The following is a 21809-nucleotide window of genomic DNA, read 5'->3' on the forward strand; positions in this document are numbered from 1 at the left end:
CAGACAAACGTTTAAAACCTTATCTGCGTCTGCAACTGCCTACGATAAACCAATACGGCAACAGTCAGTGTGGCAAAAGAGAATGCTGACAGTAGAAGCAGATAACGGCCGATTCCGTCCAGTCCGCTGCGGTTGAGCAGTAATTCCTGAAAAGCCTTCAAGCCCCATGCCATTGGGGAAATCCAAGTGAGTTGCTGCATGGTTTCGGGCATGACGTGTGCAGGCACCATAATGCCACCGATTGCCGCCATCAGGATGATGCCGCCGCCGCCGAGGACGACGGCGTGTTCGGTGGATTTGGCGCAGACGCTGATTAATAGCGCGTAGCCGAGTGCGGTGGCACTGACGGTAACGGACAGCAACGCGTAGGGAACAAGGCTACCGTTGAGTATGAGGGCGGGTACGCCGATTTCGGGCAGCAGGTAGCGGCCGAGCAGCAGCATTCCGACAAATTGAAGCTGGTTAATCAGGAAATAGGGGACGAGTTTGGCGGCAATCAGGCCGGACGCGGAGGCGCGGGCGAGACGCAGGCGGGTGATGGTGTTGGTCTGGCGTTCCAGCGCCATGACGTTCGACAGCGGTATCATGATGAAAAACATACCGAAAATCAGCCATGCGGGTACGCTGTGCTGTACGGCGTTGGGTTTTTCCACCGTGCCGCTGCCTGCGCTCAGATAGTGTTCTTCCAGCATTTTTTTATCTAAAAAGCTGCGCACGGCGGCGAATTGTTCGTCGTTTTTTTCATCGACTTTTTTCTGGATGTCTTTGCGGATGGAACGGGGCAGTTTTTTATTGTCGATTTTGATGCCGTCGTTGTTGTCGAAATAAGCGTCCAGCCGCGTTTGGGTGTAGTGCTGCTGCAAAACGCCTTTGACCGCCGCCAGCCACGAAGGCTCGGTATCGGGTGGTACATAGATTTGCAGGGCTTTGTCGTCGGCGATTTTGCCGGAAGCGGGGTTCGGGTTGAGCAGCACCAGTTGGAAACGCTTGTCATGCAGGCCGTTTTGCGCATTGGTCAGCTTTTCAGACGGCATCCGCGTAACATGAATCTGCTCTTTTTCCAGCGCGGCGGCCAGTGCGGTATTGACGCTGTCGTCTGCCGCGCCGACCAGCGCGATGCGGCTGTCGGTGTGCGGGTCTTGGTCGCGGCTCAGCGCCAACGACATAATCAGCATGAAGGCGATGGGCATCACAAACAACACGGCCAAACCGTGCAGGTCGCGGCAGAGCAGTTTGAGTTCTTTGAGGAGGGAGGAGGTTGTCATTGTGGATTTTGCTTATCTGTTGCCGGTTCGTCTTTACGCAGGAAATCAAGGTAAAACGTTTCCAGTGAGCCGTGTCCCTGCTGGAAGTAGCGGATTTGCGCGCCGCTTTGTTGCAGGGCGGCATAAACGGCGGCGGCATCGTGCGCCGTTTCCATCATGCCGCGGCTGTCCACTTGCTTTGCACCCAAAGCGGTCAGCGTTTGAGGCGGCAGCGGCGGTTCGACGGTAAAACGCACGACACCGGTTTGCGTGCTTAGAAGCTCATCCAAACCGCCGTGGTACACCAGCTTGCCGTGTTGCAGCAGCGCAATTTTGCCGCAAAGCTGCTCGATTTCCGACAGATAGTGTGAGGTATAAACCACGGTTACTCCCTGCCGTGTCAAATCCGCCACGCTGTCGAGGATAAAGCGGCGCGACTGCGGGTCGATGCCGACCGTGATTTCGTCGAGGAACACCAGTTGCGGCGTGTTAATTAGACCGATGGCAAAATTCAGACGGCGTTTAAGCCCGCCCGAAAGGTGCTTTGCTGCTTTGTTTTTATGGGCGGTCAGATCGGTCTGTTCCAACAGCGCGTTCAGACGACCTTTGTCGCGCACTTTGTAAAGCGAAGCGAAAAACAGCAGGTTGTCCCACACAGAAAGCTGCGGATAAAACGCAAAATCCTGTGGCACCAAACCGATTTTCTGCCGCTCGCTGCGGCTCAACAGGTGTAACGGCTTGCCGTCAAACAAAATTTCGCCCTGCCGTACGTCCTGCAAGCCTGCCAAAAGCGACATCAGCGTCGTTTTCCCCGCACCGTTGTGGCCGAGCAGCCCCAAACATTCGCCGTCGGCAATATCGAATGACACATTGTCCAGCGCGGCAGTTTCTGCTTTGGGATAACGGTGGGAGAGGGATTGGATTTGAATCATGGTTTCCAAATTGCCCTTTAATGAATATTCATGGTGATACAGTCCATACATAACGCTGCCGGAATTTGCCATCTTTAAATACGAAACACATACCGAAAGAGCCAGCATCATTATTCACCGAATTAAACAGATAAAGCGTCTTATCGCTACCGCGGTAATAGGCTTCCCAGCCATCATACGCATTGCTGCTGCGTGCAGTGGTGGCAAAATCGGGCAAGAACAGCCCTTGCAGTTCGGCAGCGGGAACTGCTTGACCGTTTAGCGTGATCTGTTCTATGGCAAAGACGCTTTTCGGAATGGAGCCGTCTGTGCCATAAAATGGTTTGCCTCGATAGAGAGGCGCGGTATCACTATTTGGGGCTATACCTGAAAAGTCGCTGCGTTTGGGATGGATACGGCGGGCAGTGATGCGTACCGTTTGTCCGCTGCCGGACAAAGTCAACGTATCGCCGCGACCGAAGTGTTCGTGTAGTGCAACGAAGTTTTTGTCGGAGGCGGGAAATATCAGGCGGCTGCGGTGGATAAAGCCGTAACCGCCGATTGCTGTCTGTTGCAACAGCGCGGTACAGAAATTCGGATTGTCTTTGCTGGCTTCGCCTACACATTCCAACGGCGTGCCGTTGGGAATTTTTGCCAAGACTTTGGCATTCAAATCGGGGCTTTCGCGCAAATTGGTGTGTCCGTCGGCATCATGAACCAAGGCAAAGCCGTCCGGCGGCACGGCATGGGTTAAGGCGGAACACAATAATAAGAGGGAAGCTAAGTAACGCATTTTTATCATTTCTTTGAGTTTTCAGACGACCTTTTCGAGCGATATTTAAATCGCAGCACTCCATAAATAACGGCGCTGGAATTTACCGTCTTTAAATATAAAGCAGACATCGAAAGGAGCGCCGTCCGAACCTTGTCTGCCGAACAGATAAAGCGTTTTATCGCTGCGGCGGTAATAAGCTTCCCAGCCTTGATATACATTGCTGTCGCGTGCGGTGGAGGCAAAATCGGGCGAGAAGAGTCCTTGCAGTTCGGCAGCGGGAACCGCTTGACCGTTTAGCGTGATACGTTCAAGCGCGAACACGCTTTTGGGAATCATAGAGTCCATGCCATAGAACGGTTTGCCTTGATAGAGACGCGCCGTGAAGTTGTCTTTGTTGATACCCGAGAAGTCGCTGAGTTTTGGATGGATGCGGCGGGCAACGATGTATACCTTTTGTCCGCTACCGGACAAAGTCAGCGTATCGTCGCGACCGGATTGTTCGCGCAGTCGGGCGAAGCTTTTATCGGCGGCGGGAAATATCAGGCGGCTGTAATGGATAAAGCCGGAATCGTCGGCGCTTGCCTGTTGTAGCTGAACAAAACAGAAGTCCGGTCTGTTTTCACTGAGTTCTTCCACACACTCCAACGGTGTGCCGTTGGGAATTTTTGCCAAGACTTTGGCATTCAAATCGGGTCTTTTTCGTAAGTTGGTGTGTCCATCGGCATCATGAACCAAGGCAAAGCCGTTCGGCGGCGCGGCATGGGTTAGGGCGGAACACAATAATAAGAGAGCAGCTAAGTAACGCATTTTGATCATTTCTTTGAGTTTTCAGACGACCTTTTCGAGCGATATTTATAGCGCAGCATTCCATAAATAGCGGCGCTGGAATTTACCGTCCTTAAATATAAAGCAGACATCGAAACTACCAGCGCCCGAGCCTTGTCTGCCAAATAGATAGAGTCTCTTATCGATGCTGCGGTAATAGGCTTCCCAGCGGTCGTACACCTGGCTATCGCGTGCGGTGGCGGCAAAATCGGGCGAGAACAGTCCTTGCAGTTCGGCAGCGGGAACCGCTTGACCGTTTAGCGTGATACGTTCAAGCGCAAATACGCTTTTGGGAATGTCGTTCTCTGTACCATAGAAAGGTTTGCCTCGATAGAGCCGCGCGGTGTATTTGTCTTTGTTGATGCCCGAGAAGTCGCTGAGTTTTGGATGGATGCGGCGGGCAACGATGTGTACCTTTTGTCCGCTACCGGACAAAGTCAGCGTATCGTCATGACCAGATTGTTCGCGCAGTCGGGCGAAGCTTTTGTCGGAGGCGGGAAATATCAGACGGCTGTAATGGATGAAACCGTAGTCTTCTGCGGCAGGTTGTTGCAGCTGGGCAGTACAGAAACTCAGGCTGCCTTCGCCGCCATCACCCAGACATTTCAACGGTGTGCCGTTGGGAATTTTTGCCAAGACTTTGGCATTCAAATCGGGGCTTTCGCGTAAATTGGTATGTCCGTCGGCATCATGAACCAAGGCAAAGCCGTCCGGCGGCGCGGCATGGGTTAAGGCGGAACACAATAATAAGAGAGCAGTTAAGTAACGCATTTTTATCTTTTCTTTGAGTTTTCAGACGACCTAATTTCAAAACTGTACGCGGCGGTTTAAGTTAAGCCGCATGATTCCCATTATTTCAACAATCCCCGCCACAAGGCTTCTTCATCGTCCGCAATCTTGCGCAAAAATGCGGCGATTTCGCGGCAGCCGTTTTCGGACGGCTTTTTGCACTGTTTCACGCACATTGCTGCAAACTGCCGCCATTGGTCGCCGATGGCGGTCATTTGTTCCGAGGCCGTCTGAAACGCGGGGCTGTCGCAGATACGGGCGGCCTGCTCGAGGAAATAGGCGTAGATATAGCGGAAACCCGCGCCGCCGGTGCCGATTTCTTCCTGCATCCGCACCAAATGGCCGAGGAACAGTTTTTTGTATTTGTCGTTTTGTTTGGCAGGCAGGGACTCGATTTTTTTGGCCAGCGTGCGGATGCCTTTTACACCGATGAAAAAGACCGGCGCGAGCATATGTTTGGCGTTTTTGCGTATGGCTTTGCGGATAATAGCGGGCAAGTCTGCCATGATTTTTTCAGACGGCCTGTTGTCTTCTAATGTGTACATCATGCCTTTTGCCGCCAATACGCCTTTGGCAAAGCGCGCCCGTTGCAAATCTTCGGCGGCGCAGCGTTGCACGGTTTCAAATACGGGGTCGCTGATGAGGTAGTCGTTGCCGTCTTTTCCGTACACTAAAAGATTGTGTGCGTTGAAATGGAAGCGCATTTGTGGCGGGAAGTAGGGCAGCCAAAAGACGGAGGTTTGCAAACCGGCCAGTTTGCCTGAGGATAGCGCGGCATCCAATGCGGCTTGTCCGCTTTGTGCGTCGGAAAATTTGCGGACGGATAATTTCAGCCCCAATGCTTTGCAGGTGTTTTTGATGATGCTGCGCGGCGCGGTACGGTAGGAAACCAGCGGCATGCCGTTTAATTTGATCAGCGGCATCCAGACAAACGTCAGCGCGTGGGCAATACCGAAAATCATGGCTTCGTCTAAATTGTGGCCATGGTATTTGAGCAGGGTGGACATCACACCGCTTTCGCAATGGGCGGTATGCTGGTGTGGAAATTCTTGTGTGGTCATAAAGTTATTGGTTTTCATGCAATGTTTTCAGACGGCCTGATACGGTCGGAATGGTTTGTTGTTTTGGAAATCAGCGGGCTTCCTTGGCCGCTTCCTGCTCGGCTTTGTAGCGGCGCAGAAATTCGATGGCGGCGGCTTTTTCGGCTTCGTTGCCGTATTTGGCATCACGTTGGGCGCGGCGCAGTTCGGCGCGTTCTTTGGCTTCTTCGATTTGGCGCGCTTTGAAGTCTTCTCGGTTGTCGGAGGAGACGAGTTTATCCTGTTGCGATTGCGCTTTGGCCATGGCCTTGGCAATCAAATCCATGGGGTTGAATGCGGCGCTTGGTGCGGCTATTTGGGTTTGTGCCTGTGCGGCCTGTTTGGCTTTGACGGCGGCTTCGCGTTGCGCCAGCAGGGCTTTGCGTTCGGCATCATCGCGCTGTTTGCGCGCGGTATGGCGTTCAAAACGGCTTTGTGCGTGTTCGGCGGCGGCAAAGCGCGGTTCGGCAGAGGTGCTGAAACGGCGTGCGGACGGCAGGAAGGGCTGCGATACGGGAACCATGTCGATGCAGTCGACGGGACATGGGGTAACGCACAAGCCGCAGCCGGTGCATTCGTCGCTGATGACGGTGTGCATCAGTTTGGATGCGCCCATAATGGCATCGACAGGGCAGGCGCGGATGCAGGCGGTACAGCCGATGCAGACGGCTTCGTCAATCAGGGCTACGGCTTTGATTTGTGTTTTTGCCGGCGCGAGGTAGGGCTTGCCCAACAGGTCGGCAATGTCTTTCATGACGGTTTCCCCACCCGGCGCGCACAGGTTTACCGATGCTTCTCCTGCCGACAGGGCGCGCGCATAGGGTAGGCAACCTTCATAGCCGCACTCACGACATTGGGTTTGCGGCAACAGGCGGCTGATGCTTTGGATGGGAATGGTCATCATGGATAGTCAAAATCGAAAAGGCGCATTATATCAGATTGTTGCGTTTATTTTGGCGAAACCCGCTTTGCTTATTTTAGCGAAACTCTTTACGCCCGTTTTAGCGAAACCCGCTACACTCGTTTTCAGACGGCCTGAGTCGGGTTTGCGTTATAATTTTGAAATGGATTTATTCGGGTAATTAGAAATGACGGCTACACTTTGCCCTTGTCAGTCGGGGCGTGTTTATACGGAATGTTGCGCACCGTTTCATGCGTGTGAGGCGGCGGCCTTGACGGCGGAAGAGTTGATGCGTTCGCGTTACAGCGCGTATGTTTTGCAGGAAATCGACTATATCGTGGACACGACTGTCCCTGCGCAGCAGAATTTGTTGGACAAGCAGGATTTGGCGGCATGGAGTAGGCAGACTCAGTGGTCGGGATTGAAGGTTATCCGTCATGTGCCGTTTGGGAAGCTGCATGCTTTGGTCGAGTTTGAGGCGTATTTTGAAGAGAACGGGCAAACTGAGTGCCATCATGAATTGTCGGCGTTTGTGAAAATAGACGGGCGTTGGTACTTTATTGATCCAACCGTTGCTTTGCCGACGATGAAACAGCCTTGTTTGTGCGGTTCGGGTAAAAAGTTTAAGGCGTGTTGCGGACAGTTTTTCAAATAGTAGTGTAAACAGGCCGTCTGAACGTTCAAACGGCCTGAGCTGTTTTTGCAGATAAAAAAAACCATTCATACTAAGGGAGAAGTATGAATGGCCAATACATTGCGGGAAAACGTCTTACTTGCTGCACCGCCCAAAAGGGATGAAAGAGCGGTGTTGTGTCAGCGATTAATATTCTACCGTTTTTAGTATTAAATGCTGTTAAGAAGTGAAATAATTTCAATAAGTTGCAAGATAATCGTGATTTTTTGAAGATAAACGGTATTTTTACTGATTTTCTCGAATCCATTTCACCCATTGCTGAAACAGCTCGGGTTGCAATGCGGCGATGACGGAACGCTTGAATACATGTTCGCCGCTCCAAAAATCGTCGCCTTCCAAAGTGGTCAGGCAGCCGCCGGCTTCTTCAAAAATTAATGCGCCGGCAGCGTAGTCCCACAGCTTTTGTCCACCGTGGATGTAAATATCGTAGCGGCCGCTGGCAAGGTAGCACCAATCGAGCGTGCTGCTGCCCATGCTGCGGATTGTGCCGAATGGGGCAAGGGTATTCATGCGGCTGGCGAGTTTGCCCGAACGCAGGTATTTGATTTCCACGCCGGCAATGGATTCGTTGAGTTTTTTGTTTTCGGAACGCAGCGGCAGCGGCGTGCCGTTGAGAAATGCGCCTTTGCCGCGTTCGGCATAGAAACATTCGCCGCTGACCGGATTGTAAATCACGCCTAATTCGGCGTGGCCGTTTTTAACCAGCGCGACGGATACGGCAAAATGCGGCAAACCGTTGACGAAGTTGTTTGTGCCGTCGATAGGGTCGACAATCCACAGGCCGTCTGAATGTTCGTTCCACAAACGGGTTTGCTCCTGAACGCTCATCTCCTCGCCCAACATCGGACAATCCTCCAATAAGGGCAGGGCGGCGGCAAAAGCGGTTTGTGCGGCCAAATCCGCTTCACTCAAAACCGAGCCGTCTTCCTTGCGTCGTGACGGCGTGTTCAGAAAACGCGGCATGACTTCGGTTTGGGCGATGTGGCGGACGACTTTCTGTAAACGGTATAGCACGGCGTATCCTTGTTTTTTGCAGTTTTGCGTGACAGTGGATTAAAATTCGGGAAGTTTTAAATTATAGTGGATGAAATCAAAATCAGGCAGGCAAGTGTATGTCGCCGTGTTTCAACTTCGTTCACGAAAGTTCAAATTATATACATGAATAAAGCAGGAAACCATGCCCCGATTTTATGTTGATTTTGCCTTAAGCCCCGACAGCGTGGTCGAATTGCCCGATAATGTGGTGCGCCATTTGAATGTATTGCGCGTGAAAAACATGGAAGAAATCGTGTTGTTCAACGGCAATGGCAAGGCATATCCGGCTTTGCCCGAAGTTTTGGAAAAACGCCGCGCCAGCGTGCGCATTTTGCGTGAAGAGGCAACGGACAACGAATCGCCGCTGAACATTACATTGGTACAGGCGGTATCCGCCGCCGAGCGCATGGATTTCACTTTGCAGAAAAGCGTGGAATTGGGCGTGGCAGAAATTCGCCCGGTCATCAGCGAACGCTGTGTCGTCCGCTTGAGCGGCGAACGCGCTGAAAAGCGGGTAGCGCGTTGGCAGGAAATCGTCGTTTCGGCGTGTGAACAAAGCGGCCGCAATATTGTGCCGAAGGTTTTGCCACTGACGACTTATGCACAGGCTCTGCAGCAGTTGCCGCAGGAAACAACCAAACTGTTAATGAGCTTGAACCGCGCACAAAAACTGAGCGATGTTCAGCCGCAGTCCGGTAAGGTCGTGTTTATGGTCGGCCCGGAAGGCGGCTGGACGGAGAAGGAAGAGCAACAGGCATTTGATGCCGGTTTTCAATCCGTTACGCTTGGTAAACGGGTGTTGCGTACCGAAACCGCCTCACTTGCGGCCATCGCCGCCATGCAGACGCTTTGGGGCGATTTTGCATAAAGTTCGGGCCGTCTGAAAACGAGCGTAGCGAGTTTCGCTAAAACAAGTTGTTGCTTCATGATATAAAAATGGGAGTTTAAAAAATGTCTTACACCTTTACGCTGGCCGAGCACGAGCTGGAAGCGGAATTGAAAAAGTTAATCGTGCAAGAGGCCGATAAGGCCGACGATGTGGATATGGATGATTTCACCGACGATGCACTTTTGTTTGGCGATGACAGTCCGGTCGGTTTGGATTCGCTTGATGCGCTGCAAATCAGCGTTGCCTTGCAACAGTATTTCCAAGTGCGCCTGCAGGGCGACCGTATGGTGCGCAAACATATGATGTGCGTACGCGATTTGGCGGCGTTTATCCGCGCGGAGCATGGCGCGTGAGTTGGGTTTGCGGTACGGCGGCCACTTCTGCCTTGAATCCGCAAACGGATTTCAGACGGCCTGATGCGGTGTCTTATACGTTTTTAAACCAGACGCAGCAGGCTGCTTATTTCCGTGCATTTGCCGGTAACCACTTGGGGCGGAAGGAACTTGCGGATATTGCCGAACAACATTTGCGCCGAGCCGCCGAACATGCAGGCTGGCCGTCTGAAAGTTGGCATGAAGCGCCGGTGTTTATCGGTTCCAGTTCCTATTCCATCTCCGAATATGAAAATGACTATCTTGCGGGCAATAGGGCGGCAGAAGAACACAATCTGCTTTATCTTGCCGAAGATTTGCGCCGTCGCAGCGGCAATCGGCAGATTTTCAGTTTCGCTACTGCCTGCACTTCATCCGCCCATGCTCTGATTCAGGCGGATAACTGTTTGCGCGGAGGGGCGGAGCGCGCCTTTGTGCTTGGTATTGAAAACCTCAACCGGCTGACTTTGCTGCATTTTCACAGCTTGGGTTTGCTGGCTGAGCAGTATCAGCCTTTTGGCGGAAACGGTTTGATTTTAGGCGAAGGTGTTGCCGCGCTTGCCTTATCTTCTGCTGCTCCTGAATCTTCTTCAGGCCGTCTGAAACTTATCGGACACGCCGCCAATACAGGCAATGACCTGATTCAAAGCGATGGCCAAGCGCAGGAGCAAGTGATGCGACGCGCTTTGAGTGTTGCAGGCATCGCTCCTGAAAGCATTGCAGCCGTTAAAACACACGGCATCGGCACGGCTGACAGCGATGCCGCTGAATTGGCCGCACTGGAAAATATATTCGGTACACTGCCGCCTTTGATGGCGTTCAAACCGCAAATCGGACACACGCTTGGCGCAACGGCAGCCCTTGAAACAGCCCTGCTTTTATCCGCTTTAAAACAAGGCGGAAGCAACGATTATCAGGGGCGGGAAATTCGTTTTTCCGAGTGCGTGGCTTCACAAAAAGGCGGCTTTTCCTGTTTGGCCAATCAGTTTGGCTTTGGTGGCAGCAACACATCTTTGGTATGGCAATGGCAACCGTAAATCCTAATATCCGTATTACCGCCACCGTGCGTTTTGATACTGACGCCGGCACCGGCGGTAAAATCCTCAAGCAAACCTTAAAGCAGCAAAGCGGTATAGATACCCGCCGCCTCAGCCGCTTGAGTTTGATTGCCGCGCTTGGCGCAGGGCAACTGAAGGAACAAAGCGAAATCCGCCCTGATTGCACCGTTTTTCTCGGTACGCCGTTTTCTTCGCCATCCGTGTTTGAAAAAATGGCAGACAATGTGCTAAACCATCACGCCGCGATGCCGTTTGACTTTATTGCCAACCTGCACAACGCCCCCGTTTTTCATGCCGCGAAAGCGTTAGGAACGCATGGTGCAACTTTGGTCGTAGTTGTCGACAACAATATAGATACTTGCTTTCATCCATTGTTGTTGGCGATGCAATCTTTGCAAAATGGCGGACAAGCTGCGGTTGGTTGGGCATATGAGCATCAAGCAGCTCATGCCGATACTCATGAAGGCAGTATTTGGATTGTGCTTGAAGCCGGTACAGAGCAGGGTGTTCCCGTTGTGTTGAATGATGAAGTGATGCAGGCTGATAGGTCGTCTGAAAAGCCGCGATATTATTGGCAAAGTATCGCTGATTGGATAGAAGTAGTAATGGCGCACGAGGGTAGGGATGTGAAAAAATGTACTTTGGTGTGATCGACAAATGATTTTAGAGAAAGTATTTGTCTGTTGAATAAAAAAGTTTACGTCATTAAAAAGGCCGTCTGAAAATATTTTCAGACGGCCTTTTTGTATCAAAAACCAATCAACGAGACATCTCGCCTTGAATAGCGCGGATATTCGCTTTACGGGCGTTGATGGTACGGGTCAGTTGTTGGATTTTAATTTGATCGCCTTTTTGTTTGGCTGCATTCAGCTGTGTTTGAAGGCGGGTAATAGCGGCCTGTTCATTGCGTACTTCAGTCTGCAATATCTGTTTGCGGGTTTCTTTAGGGCTTGGCTTAGGAGCCGGCGTAACCACAGGTGCAGTACGGATAACAGGGGCTTTGTATTTGCTGTATGAAGAACTGCGTGATTTGTTCTGACGGTTGCGCAGGGTAATATTGATGCGCGGATTGGCAGCTTCGGCTGTGTTGGTCACGCTGGTAATCGGTACATTCGGCAGGATTTTGATATCGCTGTCGCTATTTCCTTTATCCAGCAAAATATCGGCTGCCGGTTTGTATGCTTGTGGGAAAGGTGTTGGGACAGTGGTTTTGCCATGCTCTACCGGAGTGGCAGTTGCTGGCGTGCTTGGTTCGGTTGAAGCGGTGGCAATAGGTTTGGCTGCTTGTTCCTCAGATGCGCGGACAACGGCTGTTTTATCGGCTTTAGTACGGTTAACCTTGGCTTTGCGTCGAGAGGAGGTTTTGGCATAAGTTTTGCCTTTATGCTTAGTCTCGACTTTGGCAGGTGTTTTATCGAGCACTTCATCCTGAGCTGTTACCGCTTGGTTATTTTGGGTAGTTGAAGTTTGCGGCTGAACTGCCGAGTTCTGAATAATCTCTTGTGGAGTTTGGATTGCAGGTACAACAGGTTGAACAGCTGGTGTTTCATTAATAATAGCAAGGCCGTCTGAAACTGTTTTCTCGGTAGAAGCAGTAGGTTGGGCTTGTGCGGCAAGCATTGGAGGAACAATACTGTTTTCTGGTTGGATTGCACTAGACTGAGTTTGTACAACAGGAGTTGTATTGCGGACAGTAGTGTCGGCAACATAGTCTTCAGCTTTTATTGCGGGCGGCACTTCCAGAGTAGGCGTATTGTTGGGAACGATTACGCTGTCTGCAATGGCTTTGTCGGCCGCAATGGTAGGTTGGGTTTGTGCGGCGAGCATTGGAGGAACAATAGTGTTGTCCTCTTGAACGGCAGTCGTCTGCGTTTGTACGACAGGAGTTGTGTTATGTGCAGCAGTATCGACAACATAGTTTTCAGGTTTTGCAACGGCTGGTGTTCCCAAAACAGGCGTATTGTTGGAAACGATTACGTTGTCTGCAATAGTTTTATTCGCAGGCACAGCTTGTCGAGTTTGTGCCATCGGAATGGAAATAGGTGCCGGAATACCGTATTCATTTCGAGCAACAACGACTGGGGTTTGTACCGCAGGCACTGCTTGAGAAGCATGAACGTAGTCAGTGGCAGATGCTTTAAATTCTGTTGTTTGTACCGTTTTTAAAACCGGAGTGTCGCCTGGAATTGCAACGATGCTGTTTTCTGTTACATTGTTTGTTTCAACTATGCGACAGGCGTCATTGATCTGGTATGAAGCATAAACGGTGATGCCTTCAACATTGCAGACATACTCGGCAGCATTAGCGGCGGCGGGGAGGGTCAGGCTGAGGGCAATGGCGGTTTTGCAGAAAAACGGTTTCATAAAGGCAATAGAATCAGGTTGTTTGTTCAAAGTGTAATTATACTATGTACACTGTCAGCATCCGCCAACTTATTTTTAGGCGGTGTAAAACTATGGCTGAAAGGTTGAAAATTGGAATAAAAGGTCTTAGGCCGTCTGAAACTTGTCATACTAAAGTTTCAGACGGCCTTTGCTGTCATAGCGTATTAGGCGTTTAACAGGCTTTCGTCCAATGTCAGCTCTTCGTTTTTATTGACGGCTACTTTGCGTGCCAAAACGTTTTGGGCGATTTCGTGAGCTTCGGCAAGCGAGTGCATCATGTAGGTACCGCATTGGTATTCGTTCAACTCGGGGATTTTGCTTTGGTCTTGAACGGTCAAAACATCCTGCATTGAAGCGAGCCATGCATCGGCCACTTTTTGCTCGTCGGGCGTACCAATGAGGCTCATGTAGAAACCGGTGCGGCAGCCCATCGGGGAAATGTCGATGATTTCAACGCCGTTGCCGTTTAAGTGGTCGCGCATAAAACCGGCGAACAGGTGCTCCAGCGTGTGAATGCCTTTTTCGGGCAGGATTTCTTTGTTGGGAATGCAAAAACGCAGGTCAAATACGGTAATGGTGTCGCCTTTGGGCGTGGTCATGGTTTTTGCCACGCGTACGGCAGGGGCGTGCATACGGGTGTGGTCAACTTTGAAACTGTCTAGTAGGGGCATTTGGGTGTCCTTTGAGGTAAATAGATTTTTGGCTAGGGATATTTGGAGACTGAATCACAATTCCGCAATCTCAACTGCTTCACCCGAAGCCGCGCTTAGTGCTTCGTTCAAAACGTTGTAGAAATCCCGTCCGTCACGCGTTGCCAGCCATTTGCCGTTTTGCTCGGCGAAATGGTAGCCGCCGCTTTTGGCAGCAATCCACAATTCTTGGTTGGGCGTGTGGCGGTTGACGATGATTTGCGTACCGTCTTCGGCTTCGATGGTCAGTACGTTTCCGGCAAACTGGCAGTCGAAATCCCAGCCGTTTTCATCGATTTGGTCTTCAATGTGTTCAAACAATTCTTCGCTCAGGCGGATGAATTCGCTTTCGGTCATCATGGCTTTTTGTGTGGTTTTTGTTTAAGATACCGAATCTTGCCACATTCGTAATGATGAAGAAAGTTTTACTGATGAAATACGGCGTATTTTTTGCAGCGGCAACGGCTCTGCTGCTCTCTGCCTGCGGCTACAAAGGCGACCTCTACCTGCCCAAAGAAGGCGACAAGGCGCGCTTCGGCGTGATTCAAACCGGCTTGAAATTCGATACGGCCAAAGAACCGACCACTCAAACCAACGATTAAAAAAGATTTCACAAACATGACCTTATCCTGCGAACAACTACCTTATACACACCTTGCTGAAGAGTTTGGTACGCCGCTTTATGTGTACAGCAAATCTGCGCTGACCGAGGCATTTGAAAACTACCAAACCGCGTTTGCCGCTTTAAATCCGCTTGTCTGCTACGCAGTGAAAGCGAATGGTAATCTGAGCATCATCAAGCACTTTGCTTCTTTGGGGAGTGGTTTTGACATTGTGTCCGGCGGTGAGTTGGCGCGTGTTTTAGCGGCAGGCGGCGATGCAGCGAAAACGATTTTTTCCGGTGTGGGCAAGAGTGAGGCAGAAATTGAATTCGCACTGAATGCCGGCGTGAAATGCTTCAATATGGAGAGCATTCCCGAAATCGACCGTATTCAGAAAGTTGCCGCGCGTTTAGGTAAAGTCGCCCCGGTTTCCCTACGCGTCAATCCCGATGTCGATGCCAAAACCCACCCTTATATCTCCACCGGCCTGAAAGCCAACAAATTCGGTATTGCCTATGCCGATGCACTTGAGGCCTATCGTCATGCTTCCCGACAAAGCCATTTGAAAATCGTCGGTATCGACTGCCATATCGGCTCGCAACTGACCGACCTCAGCCCGCTTGTCGAAGCCTGCGAACGTATCTTGGCCTTGGTTGACCAATTGGCAGCCGAAGGCATTGTGTTGGAACACTTGGACTTGGGCGGCGGTGTCGGCATTGTTTATCAAGACGAAAATGTGCCTGATTTGGGCGCGTATGCCAAAGAAGTTCAAAAACTGATCGGTACACGCCGTCTGAAACTGGTTCTCGAGCCAGGTCGTAGTTTGGTTGGCAATGCAGGCGCGTTGTTGACGCGAGTTGAATTCGTCAAATATGGCGAAGAGAAAAACTTTGTGATGGTCGATGCGGCGATGAACGATTTGATGCGTCCGGCGCTTTATGATGCCTATCATCACATTGAAGCGGTTGAAACCAAAGACATTGAGTCTCTGACGGCCAATATCGTCGGCCCGATTTGCGAAACCGGCGACTTCCTCGGCAAAGACCGCACCATCGCCTGCGAAGAAGGGGATTTGCTGCTTATCCGCAGCGCCGGTGCGTATGGCTCAAGCATGGCGAGCAACTACAACACGCGCAACCGTGCGGCGGAAGTATTGGTTGACGGCAACGAATGCAAACTTATCCGCCAACGTGAAACCATCGAGCAGCAAATGGCCAACGAATTGGCTTGTTTGTAAGGTTTGATTGTTTAAAAGGCCGTCTGAAAGCTTGATTGACTTTCAGACGGCCTTTGCTATGAAAGAAAAGGGCATGTATCAAACACGCCCTTTTTCAGTTTATCAATAATGCGGCGGAATCTCATCGCGTAGGCTGTACGGTTCGCGTTCGCCGTTTGCACCTTTGTCCTGCATCCGTTGATACAGAAGCCGCAACTGGCCTTGCTGCAAATCCAAAGCCTGTTGCATCTTGGCGATGGTGTCGTTCAGACTGCCGATTAAATCTTCCTGCAAGGCCGTCTGAATTTCCAGCTCTGTGACGCGGTATTCCAATTCCTGAATATCGCTCATATTACAGCACCATCGCGGCAATCCAGCCGGCAGCCATCAGCGGGATATTGTAGTGGATAAAGGTCGGGATAACCGAATCGCGGATGTGGTCGTGTTGACCGTCGGCGTTCAGACCCATGGTTGGGCCGAGTGTCGAGTCGGAAGCGGGGGAACCCGCATCGCCCAGCGCGCCTGCCGTGCCGACAATGGCCACGGTAGCCATTGGGGAGAAGCCCAAGCTGATGCACAAAGGCACATAAATCGCGGTAATAATCGGCAAGGTGGAGAAAGACGAGCCGATGCCCATGGTTACCAGCAGGCCGACAAACAGCATGGTAAAGGCGGCCATGCCTTTATTGCTTCCGAACAAAGCCATGCTGCGTTCGACCAAAGGCTGAATCTCGCCGGTTGCGTTCATTACAGCGGCGAAACCTTGTGCTGCAATCATAATAAAGCCGACCATCGCCATCATTTTGATGCCTTCGCCGAACACATCGCTGGCGGCGGAGCGGTTCATCACGCCCAGCATCATAAACACGGCAAAGCCCAACATAGCACCCAATACCAGCGAGCCATCATACAAAAGCTGAATGGCAAAACACACGGCAATCGCCACGGCCGCTACCAAGCTGCGATAGGTTGAAGGCTCTTGTTGTTGCACTGCCGCACGGTTGTCTTCCGTGTCAGTGGTATTGTTTTGATAAATGCGCGGTTTGCGGTAGTGCAAAAAGGCCAGCAGCAAGCCGGACACCATGCCCAAAGCCGGAATCGCCATTGCGTGCATCACATTGATGCCGCTGGTGTCCATGCCTGCTGAGCGGATATTGCCCAACATGATGTCGTTCAAGAAGATGGCACCGAAGCCGTAAGGCAGGAACATATAAGTCGTTACCAAGCCAAACGTAATCACGCAGGCCACTAAGCGGCGGTCGAGTTTCAAACGGTTGAACACCAACAGCAGCGGCGGAATAATCATCGGGATAAATGCAATATGAATCGGCACAACGTTTTGGCTCATCACGCCCATGCACAAAATAATCGCCAACAGTAACCATTTGACCGCGCCTTCGCCTTTCGCATTGCCTTCGCCGCCGTTGAGCTTGCGGATAATCACGCCGGCGAGCTGTTGCGGCAGGCCGGAATGCGTGATGGCCATGGCAAACGCACCGAGCATGGCATAAGACAGCGCGATTTGCGCCCCGCCTTTCAGGCCTTCGTTAAAAACAGGAATAATCCCTTGCTGCACTACATCGCCGGCCGCGTTGGTTACATTCTCCAAAGGCATACCGGCCACCAAGCCGCCGACAAACGCACCGACAGCCAAGCTGAGCACCACATGCACGCGCGATAAAGACAGCACAAGCATGATGATGACCGCAATTACAACCGCATTCATATCGTTCTCCGTTGTTTCAGACGACCTATTATGTAAAAACAGGCAATCATCTGTTTACATATTACAAATAAACATCATAACCCAAGCATGAAGCCTTTGCAAAAAACGGCAGGCCGTCTGAAACTTTTCAGACGGCCTGCCGTTAACCCTTATTCAGAGTTTTAATAGGGCGTGCGGTTCTGGCGATAAAAATATCTAAAAAACACGTGCTTCCTATTCTTTGCATATGGTACCAATGTTAAAATCGACACAATGTCTCGGTTTCAGGTTTGTCACTGAAATTAAAGCATTTATTGCTAAAACCCAATTCAATCATACACAAACAAAGGAAAGAAGTTATGGATATTCTGACACGGCTGCACAATCTGCCGCCTTCCCGATTTCATTACAAACTTCTGGTTTTGGTCGGCATAGGTTGGCTGTTTGATGCCATGGATACAGGTTTGGTGTCGTTTGTATTGCCGGCTTTGGGCAAAGATTGGGCGCTGGTTCCGGCGCAGTTGGGTTGGATTGTCAGTATTGCCTTCGTCGGCATGGCCTTGGGCGCGGTATTCAGCGGCTGGCTGGCGGATAGGTTCGGACGGAAAACCGTTTTTGCCGGCACGATGGTGGTGTACAGCATTGCCACAGGTTTGTGCGCGCTTGCGCCTGATTTGACGGTTTTGCTGGTGTGCCGCTTTTTTGTCGGCGTCGGCTTGGGCGGCCAACTGCCCGTCGCCGTGTCGCTGGTCAGCGAATATGCGCCGCCGAAAGTACGCGGCCGTTTTATTGTATTGCTCGAAAGCTTTTGGGGCTTGGGCTGGCTCTCGGCAGCGCTGGTGTCTTATTTCTTTATTCCGCAAACCGGCTGGCACAGCGCGTTTTTATTCGGCGCCTTGCCCCTGTTTTATGTGCCGTTGGTGTTGAAGTTTGTTCCCGAATCCGTGCCTTACCTGCTTTCCCGCGGCAAAACCAACGAAGCGCACCATTTAGTATCCGCGCTGGAAATTCAATCGGGCATAACGCCGCCGACAGAAGCCGTTGCCGCCCCGGCCGCCCCGCGCGAACGCATCCGCTTCTTCCAACTTTGGCAACATCCGTTTGCACGGCGCACGCTGATGCTGTGGCTGGTTTGGTTCGGCATCGTGTTTTCGTATTACGGCATTTTCACTTGGTTGCCCAAACTGCTGGTCGAGCAGGGCAATACCGTGGTCAAAACCTTTGAATATGTGCTGGTGATGATTGTTGCGCAACTGCCCGGCTATATAGCCGCCGCGGCTTTGGTGGAAAGAATCGGCCGCAAAGCAACGCTGGCAGGCTTTCTGGCCGCGTGCGCCGTGTGCGCATGGTTTTTTGGGCAAAGCACCACTGCGGCCGAAGTCATGATCTGGGGCAGCCTGATGTCCTTCTTCAACTTGGGCGCATGGGGCGTTTTGTACACCTACACCCCCGAACTCTACCCCTTGCGCTTCCGTGCCTTCGCATCCGGCTGGGCAGGCGCCATCGGCCGCGTCGGCGGCATACTCGCGCCCATGGTAGTGGCGGCGATGGTGGGCAACAGCGGCGGCTTCGGCAATATCTTTATGATGTTTGCGCTGGTTATGCTGCTGATTGTGGCGGTAATCTTGGTATTGGGTGAAGAAACCAAAGGTCGTACGCTGGAAGACATTAGCCAATAAAAGGCATATATAAACAAAGGCCGTCTGAAAAAATATTTTCAGACGGCCTTTTTCATTTACGTTTGTAATTTTAATACATCGATTTTCTGTTTTTATCTTAATTATCGAGGAAAGCGACGAAGAATAACCGTCTTTGTTTTTGTGTAGATAAAAATATTATACTTCAAAGAATTAAAATGAATAAACGATAAAATGGCCGTCTGAAAAGTTCAATCATGGTTTGTGATGTAGGTCAAAGCAAAATGTAACTAAATTACCTATAGTTATCGTAGTGAAAATTTATTGACCTTATTGCCACCTTTTATTAAGGAGATACACCATGAACGCATCAGCCGACAACGTCGTCAGCCCAGCCGTAGCCGAGGTAAACAGCCTGGTTGAAAAGGGTTTACGGGCGTTGGATGAGTTTCTTAAGCTCGATCAGGAGCAGATTGACTTTATTGTTGCCAAAGCCTCCATTGCCGCGCTGGACAAACATGGTGTGCTCGCCATGCACGCGGTGGAAGAAACGGGACGCGGCGTGTTTGAGGATAAGGCGACGAAAAACCTGTTTGCTTGCGAAAACGTCGTGCGCCGCCTGCGCGATTTGAAAACCGTGGGCGTCATCAGTGAAAACGATGTAACCGGCATTACCGAAATTGCCGATCCGGTCGGCGTGGTTTGCGGTATTGTGCCGACAACCAATCCGACTTCCACCACCATTTTCAAATCCTTGATTGCGCTGAAAACCCGCAATCCGATTATTTTCTCGTTCCACCCGTCCGCCCAGCAGTGTTCCGCCCATGCCGCGCGTATCGTGCGTGATGCGGCGATTGCGGCCGGTGCGCCGGAAAACTGTATCCAGTGGATTGAAAAGCCGTCTATGGAAGGCACTTCCGCGCTGATGAAGCATCCGGGCGTGGCAACGATTTTGGCGACCGGCGGCAATGCGATGGTGGAGGCGGCGTATTCTTGCGGCAAACCTGCGCTCGGCGTCGGGGCGGGCAACGTACCTGCTTATGTTGAAAAAACGGCGGACATCAAACAGGTAGCACACGATATTGTGATGTCGAAATCTTTCGACAACGGCATGGTGTGCGCCAGCGAGCAGGCGGTGATTGCCGATAAAGAGATTTACAAAGAGTTGGCCGAAGAATTCAAATCCTACGGCGTGTACTTTGCCAACAAAAAAGAAAAAGCCATGCTCGAAGAGTTTATCTTCGGCGTGACGGCGAATTGCGCCAGCTGCGGCGGGGCGAAACTCAATTCCGCGGTAGTGGGCAAACCGGCAACATGGATTGCCGAACAGGCCGGGTTTAAAGTGCCTGAAAAAACCAACATCATCATCGCCGAATGCCGCGAAGTCGGCCCGAACGAGCCGCTGACCCGCGAAAAACTTTCGCCTGTTTTGGCCATGATTAAGGCAGATTCGACCGAACAAGGTTTGAAGTTCGCAGAAGAAATGGTTGCCTTTGACGGCTTGGGACACTCCGCCGCCATCCATACCGCCGACGAAGAATTGGTCAAAACGTTCGGCTCACGCGTCAAAGCGCTGCGCGTGATTTGGAATTCGCCTTCTACTTTCGGCGGCATCGGCGACGTGTACAACGCCTTCCTGCCTTCTCTGACCCTCGGTTGCGGCTCTTACGGTAAAAACGCCGTCGGCGGCAACGTCAGCGCAGTCAATCTGTTAAACATCAAAAAAGTAGGCCGTCGGAGAAACAACATGCAATGGTTCAAAGTGCCCGCCAAAATCTATTTTGAACGCGATTCCATTCAATATCTGCAAGACATGAAAGACTGCGAAAAAGTCATGATTGTGACCGACCGTTCGATGGTTGATCTGGGCTTTGTCGATAAAATCACCCACCAACTGCATCAACGCAAAAACAAAGTGACCATCCAGCTGTTTACCGATGTCGAAGCCGATCCAAGCGTCCAAACCGTCTATAAAGGCACCGATTTGATGCGCAGCTTCCAGCCGGACACCATTATCGCGCTGGGCGGCGGTTCGCCAATGGACGCAGCCAAAGCCATGTGGCTCTTCTACGAACAGCCCCAAGTCGACTTTGAAGACCTCGTCCAAAAATTCATGGACATCCGCAAACGCGCATTCCGTTTCCCTGAATTGGGCCGCAAAGCCAAATTTATCGGCATTCCTACCACATCGGGTACAGGCTCCGAAGTGACGCCGTTTACCGTCATCAGCGACGGAGACAAAAAATATCCGATTGCCGACTACTCACTGACACCGACCATTTCGATTGTCGACCCTGCGTTTACCATGACCGTACCGGCAGGTGTAACCGCCGATACCGGTTTGGACGTACTGACCCACGCCGTAGAAGCATACGTTTCCGTACTGGCAAACGACTTTACAGACGGCCTCGCCCTGCAAGCCATCAAGCTCGTGTTCCAATACCTCGAACGCTCCTACAAACACGGTGCGGCTGATCCCGAAGCGCGCGAGCATATGCACAATGCCTCCACCATCGCAGGCATGGCGTTTGCCAATGCGTTCTTGGGTATCAACCACTCGATGGCACACAAAATCGGCGGTAAATATCATGTTCCGCACGGCCGTGCCAACGCCATCCTGCTGCCGCACGTCATCCGCTACAACGGTACGCGTCCGCAGAAAACCGCCACTTGGCCGAAGTACAACTACTACAAAGCCGACCTGAAATATCAGGAAATCGCCCGTACCTTAGGCCTGCCATGCAGCACACCGGCAGAAGGCGTCGAATCCTTCGCCCGCGCCTGCCACGAACTGGCGGTCAACGTCGGCATCAAAATGTCGTTTAAAGAGCAGGGCATCGATGAGAAAACCTTCCTCGATGGCAGAAAAGAGCTGGCCATGATGTCTTTTGAAGACCAATGCACCCCGGCCAACCCACGCCTCGCGATGGTGGCCGATATGGAAGAAATCCTGACCAAAGCTTATTACGGCGAATAAAATAGGGTAGTTAAAAAGGCCGTCTGA

At 51.5% G+C, this 21809-nt stretch carries 22 protein-coding genes; 9 read left to right on the forward strand and 13 right to left on the reverse strand.

What is annotated here, in order from left to right:
* Positions 1-11 precede the first annotated feature (11 nt).
* From DBY97_RS06580 to DBY97_RS06610, 7 genes are all read right to left on the reverse strand, one after another.
* Entirely contained in the window at positions 12-1265 is a 1254-nt protein-coding gene (locus DBY97_RS06580) for an ABC transporter permease (RefSeq protein ID WP_107857866.1), read from the reverse strand.
* The gene (locus DBY97_RS06585; RefSeq protein WP_107857952.1) at positions 1262-2176 is read right to left on the reverse strand and encodes an ABC transporter ATP-binding protein; all 915 of its coding nucleotides are present in this window, start codon (positions 2174-2176) and stop codon (positions 1262-1264) included. The genes DBY97_RS06580 and DBY97_RS06585 overlap by 4 nt, the downstream gene beginning before the upstream one ends.
* 28 nt (positions 2177-2204) lie before the next feature.
* Positions 2205-2948, reverse strand: a complete 744-nt coding sequence (locus tag DBY97_RS06590; RefSeq protein ID WP_107857867.1) for an SH3 domain-containing protein — start codon at positions 2946-2948, stop codon at positions 2205-2207.
* Positions 2949-2993: 45 nt separating this feature from the next.
* A complete protein-coding gene (locus tag DBY97_RS06595) occupies positions 2994-3737 on the reverse strand; it encodes an SH3 domain-containing protein (RefSeq protein WP_107857953.1) in 744 nt (247 codons plus the stop codon).
* Between the two features lie 45 nt (positions 3738-3782).
* A complete protein-coding gene (locus DBY97_RS06600) occupies positions 3783-4526 on the reverse strand; it encodes an SH3 domain-containing protein (protein ID WP_107857868.1) in 744 nt (247 codons plus the stop codon).
* An 80-nt stretch (positions 4527-4606) separates the two neighbouring features.
* The gene (locus DBY97_RS06605) at positions 4607-5605 is read right to left on the reverse strand and encodes a BtrH N-terminal domain-containing protein (protein ID WP_107857954.1); all 999 of its coding nucleotides are present in this window, start codon (positions 5603-5605) and stop codon (positions 4607-4609) included.
* A 70-nt stretch (positions 5606-5675) separates the two neighbouring features.
* The gene (locus DBY97_RS06610; RefSeq protein ID WP_199900744.1) at positions 5676-6524 is read right to left on the reverse strand and encodes an RnfABCDGE type electron transport complex subunit B; all 849 of its coding nucleotides are present in this window, start codon (positions 6522-6524) and stop codon (positions 5676-5678) included.
* A 187-nt stretch (positions 6525-6711) separates the two neighbouring features.
* Here DBY97_RS06610 and DBY97_RS06620 point away from each other — a divergent pair, with 187 nt between their 5' ends.
* Positions 6712-7179, forward strand: coding sequence for a YchJ family protein (locus tag DBY97_RS06620; protein ID WP_107857871.1), 468 nt, complete (start codon positions 6712-6714; stop codon positions 7177-7179).
* A 264-nt stretch (positions 7180-7443) separates the two neighbouring features.
* Here DBY97_RS06620 and DBY97_RS06625 read toward each other — a convergent pair whose 3' ends face one another.
* Complete coding sequence (locus DBY97_RS06625; RefSeq protein WP_003684681.1) at positions 7444-8232, reverse strand: inositol monophosphatase family protein; 789 nt, start codon at positions 8230-8232, stop codon at positions 7444-7446.
* A 163-nt stretch (positions 8233-8395) separates the two neighbouring features.
* Here DBY97_RS06625 and DBY97_RS06630 point away from each other — a divergent pair, with 163 nt between their 5' ends.
* From DBY97_RS06630 to DBY97_RS06645, 4 genes are all read left to right on the forward strand, one after another.
* Positions 8396-9121 carry a 16S rRNA (uracil(1498)-N(3))-methyltransferase gene (locus tag DBY97_RS06630; protein ID WP_107857872.1) on the forward strand — a complete coding sequence of 242 codons (726 nt, stop codon included), beginning with the start codon at positions 8396-8398 and terminating at the stop codon, positions 9119-9121.
* A gap of 83 nt (positions 9122-9204) precedes the next feature.
* A complete protein-coding gene (locus DBY97_RS06635) occupies positions 9205-9495 on the forward strand; it encodes an acyl carrier protein (protein ID WP_003748215.1) in 291 nt (96 codons plus the stop codon).
* Positions 9492-10550, forward strand: coding sequence for a beta-ketoacyl synthase N-terminal-like domain-containing protein (locus tag DBY97_RS06640; protein WP_107857873.1), 1059 nt, complete (start codon positions 9492-9494; stop codon positions 10548-10550). Before DBY97_RS06635 ends, DBY97_RS06640 begins: the two co-directional genes overlap by 4 nt.
* The gene (locus DBY97_RS06645; RefSeq protein ID WP_107857874.1) at positions 10532-11221 is read left to right on the forward strand and encodes a hypothetical protein; all 690 of its coding nucleotides are present in this window, start codon (positions 10532-10534) and stop codon (positions 11219-11221) included. Before DBY97_RS06640 ends, DBY97_RS06645 begins: the two co-directional genes overlap by 19 nt.
* 109 nt (positions 11222-11330) lie before the next feature.
* Here the strand turns inward: DBY97_RS06645 and DBY97_RS06650 are convergent, their stop codons facing one another.
* The 3 genes from DBY97_RS06650 to cyaY all read right to left on the reverse strand — a co-directional run bounded on the left by DBY97_RS06650 (position 11331) and on the right by cyaY (position 14005).
* Complete coding sequence (locus DBY97_RS06650) at positions 11331-12935, reverse strand: hypothetical protein (RefSeq protein WP_107857955.1); 1605 nt, start codon at positions 12933-12935, stop codon at positions 11331-11333.
* Between the two features lie 185 nt (positions 12936-13120).
* Positions 13121-13627: an S-ribosylhomocysteine lyase gene (luxS, locus tag DBY97_RS06655; protein ID WP_049328425.1), complete on the reverse strand. Its 507-nt coding sequence runs from the start codon at positions 13625-13627 to the stop codon at positions 13121-13123.
* A gap of 54 nt (positions 13628-13681) precedes the next feature.
* Complete coding sequence (gene cyaY, locus DBY97_RS06660; protein WP_107857875.1) at positions 13682-14005, reverse strand: iron donor protein CyaY; 324 nt, start codon at positions 14003-14005, stop codon at positions 13682-13684.
* A 50-nt stretch (positions 14006-14055) separates the two neighbouring features.
* Between cyaY and lptM the strand changes: the two genes are divergently transcribed.
* Entirely contained in the window at positions 14056-14247 is a 192-nt protein-coding gene (gene lptM, locus DBY97_RS06665; RefSeq protein WP_003684659.1) for an LPS translocon maturation chaperone LptM, read from the forward strand.
* Between the two features lie 16 nt (positions 14248-14263).
* Positions 14264-15484: a diaminopimelate decarboxylase gene (gene lysA, locus DBY97_RS06670; RefSeq protein ID WP_107857876.1), complete on the forward strand. Its 1221-nt coding sequence runs from the start codon at positions 14264-14266 to the stop codon at positions 15482-15484.
* Positions 15485-15586: 102 nt separating this feature from the next.
* Here lysA and DBY97_RS06675 read toward each other — a convergent pair whose 3' ends face one another.
* Positions 15587-15814, reverse strand: a complete 228-nt coding sequence (locus DBY97_RS06675) for a SlyX family protein (RefSeq protein WP_107857877.1) — start codon at positions 15812-15814, stop codon at positions 15587-15589.
* Position 15815: 1 nt separating this feature from the next.
* Entirely contained in the window at positions 15816-17189 is a 1374-nt protein-coding gene (locus DBY97_RS06680; protein ID WP_107857878.1) for a Na+/H+ antiporter family protein, read from the reverse strand.
* A 338-nt stretch (positions 17190-17527) separates the two neighbouring features.
* On the opposite strand from DBY97_RS06680, the gene DBY97_RS06685 reads away from it, so the two are divergent.
* On the forward strand, positions 17528-18847 hold the full coding sequence (locus tag DBY97_RS06685) for an MFS transporter (RefSeq protein WP_107857879.1): 1320 nt from the start codon (positions 17528-17530) through the stop codon (positions 18845-18847).
* A 319-nt stretch (positions 18848-19166) separates the two neighbouring features.
* A complete protein-coding gene (gene adhE, locus DBY97_RS06690; protein ID WP_107857880.1) occupies positions 19167-21782 on the forward strand; it encodes a bifunctional acetaldehyde-CoA/alcohol dehydrogenase in 2616 nt (871 codons plus the stop codon).
* Positions 21783-21809: the final 27 nt, after the last annotated feature.

The organism is Neisseria subflava, from assembly GCF_003044645.1.
Classification (GTDB): domain Bacteria; phylum Pseudomonadota; class Gammaproteobacteria; order Burkholderiales; family Neisseriaceae; genus Neisseria; species Neisseria subflava_B.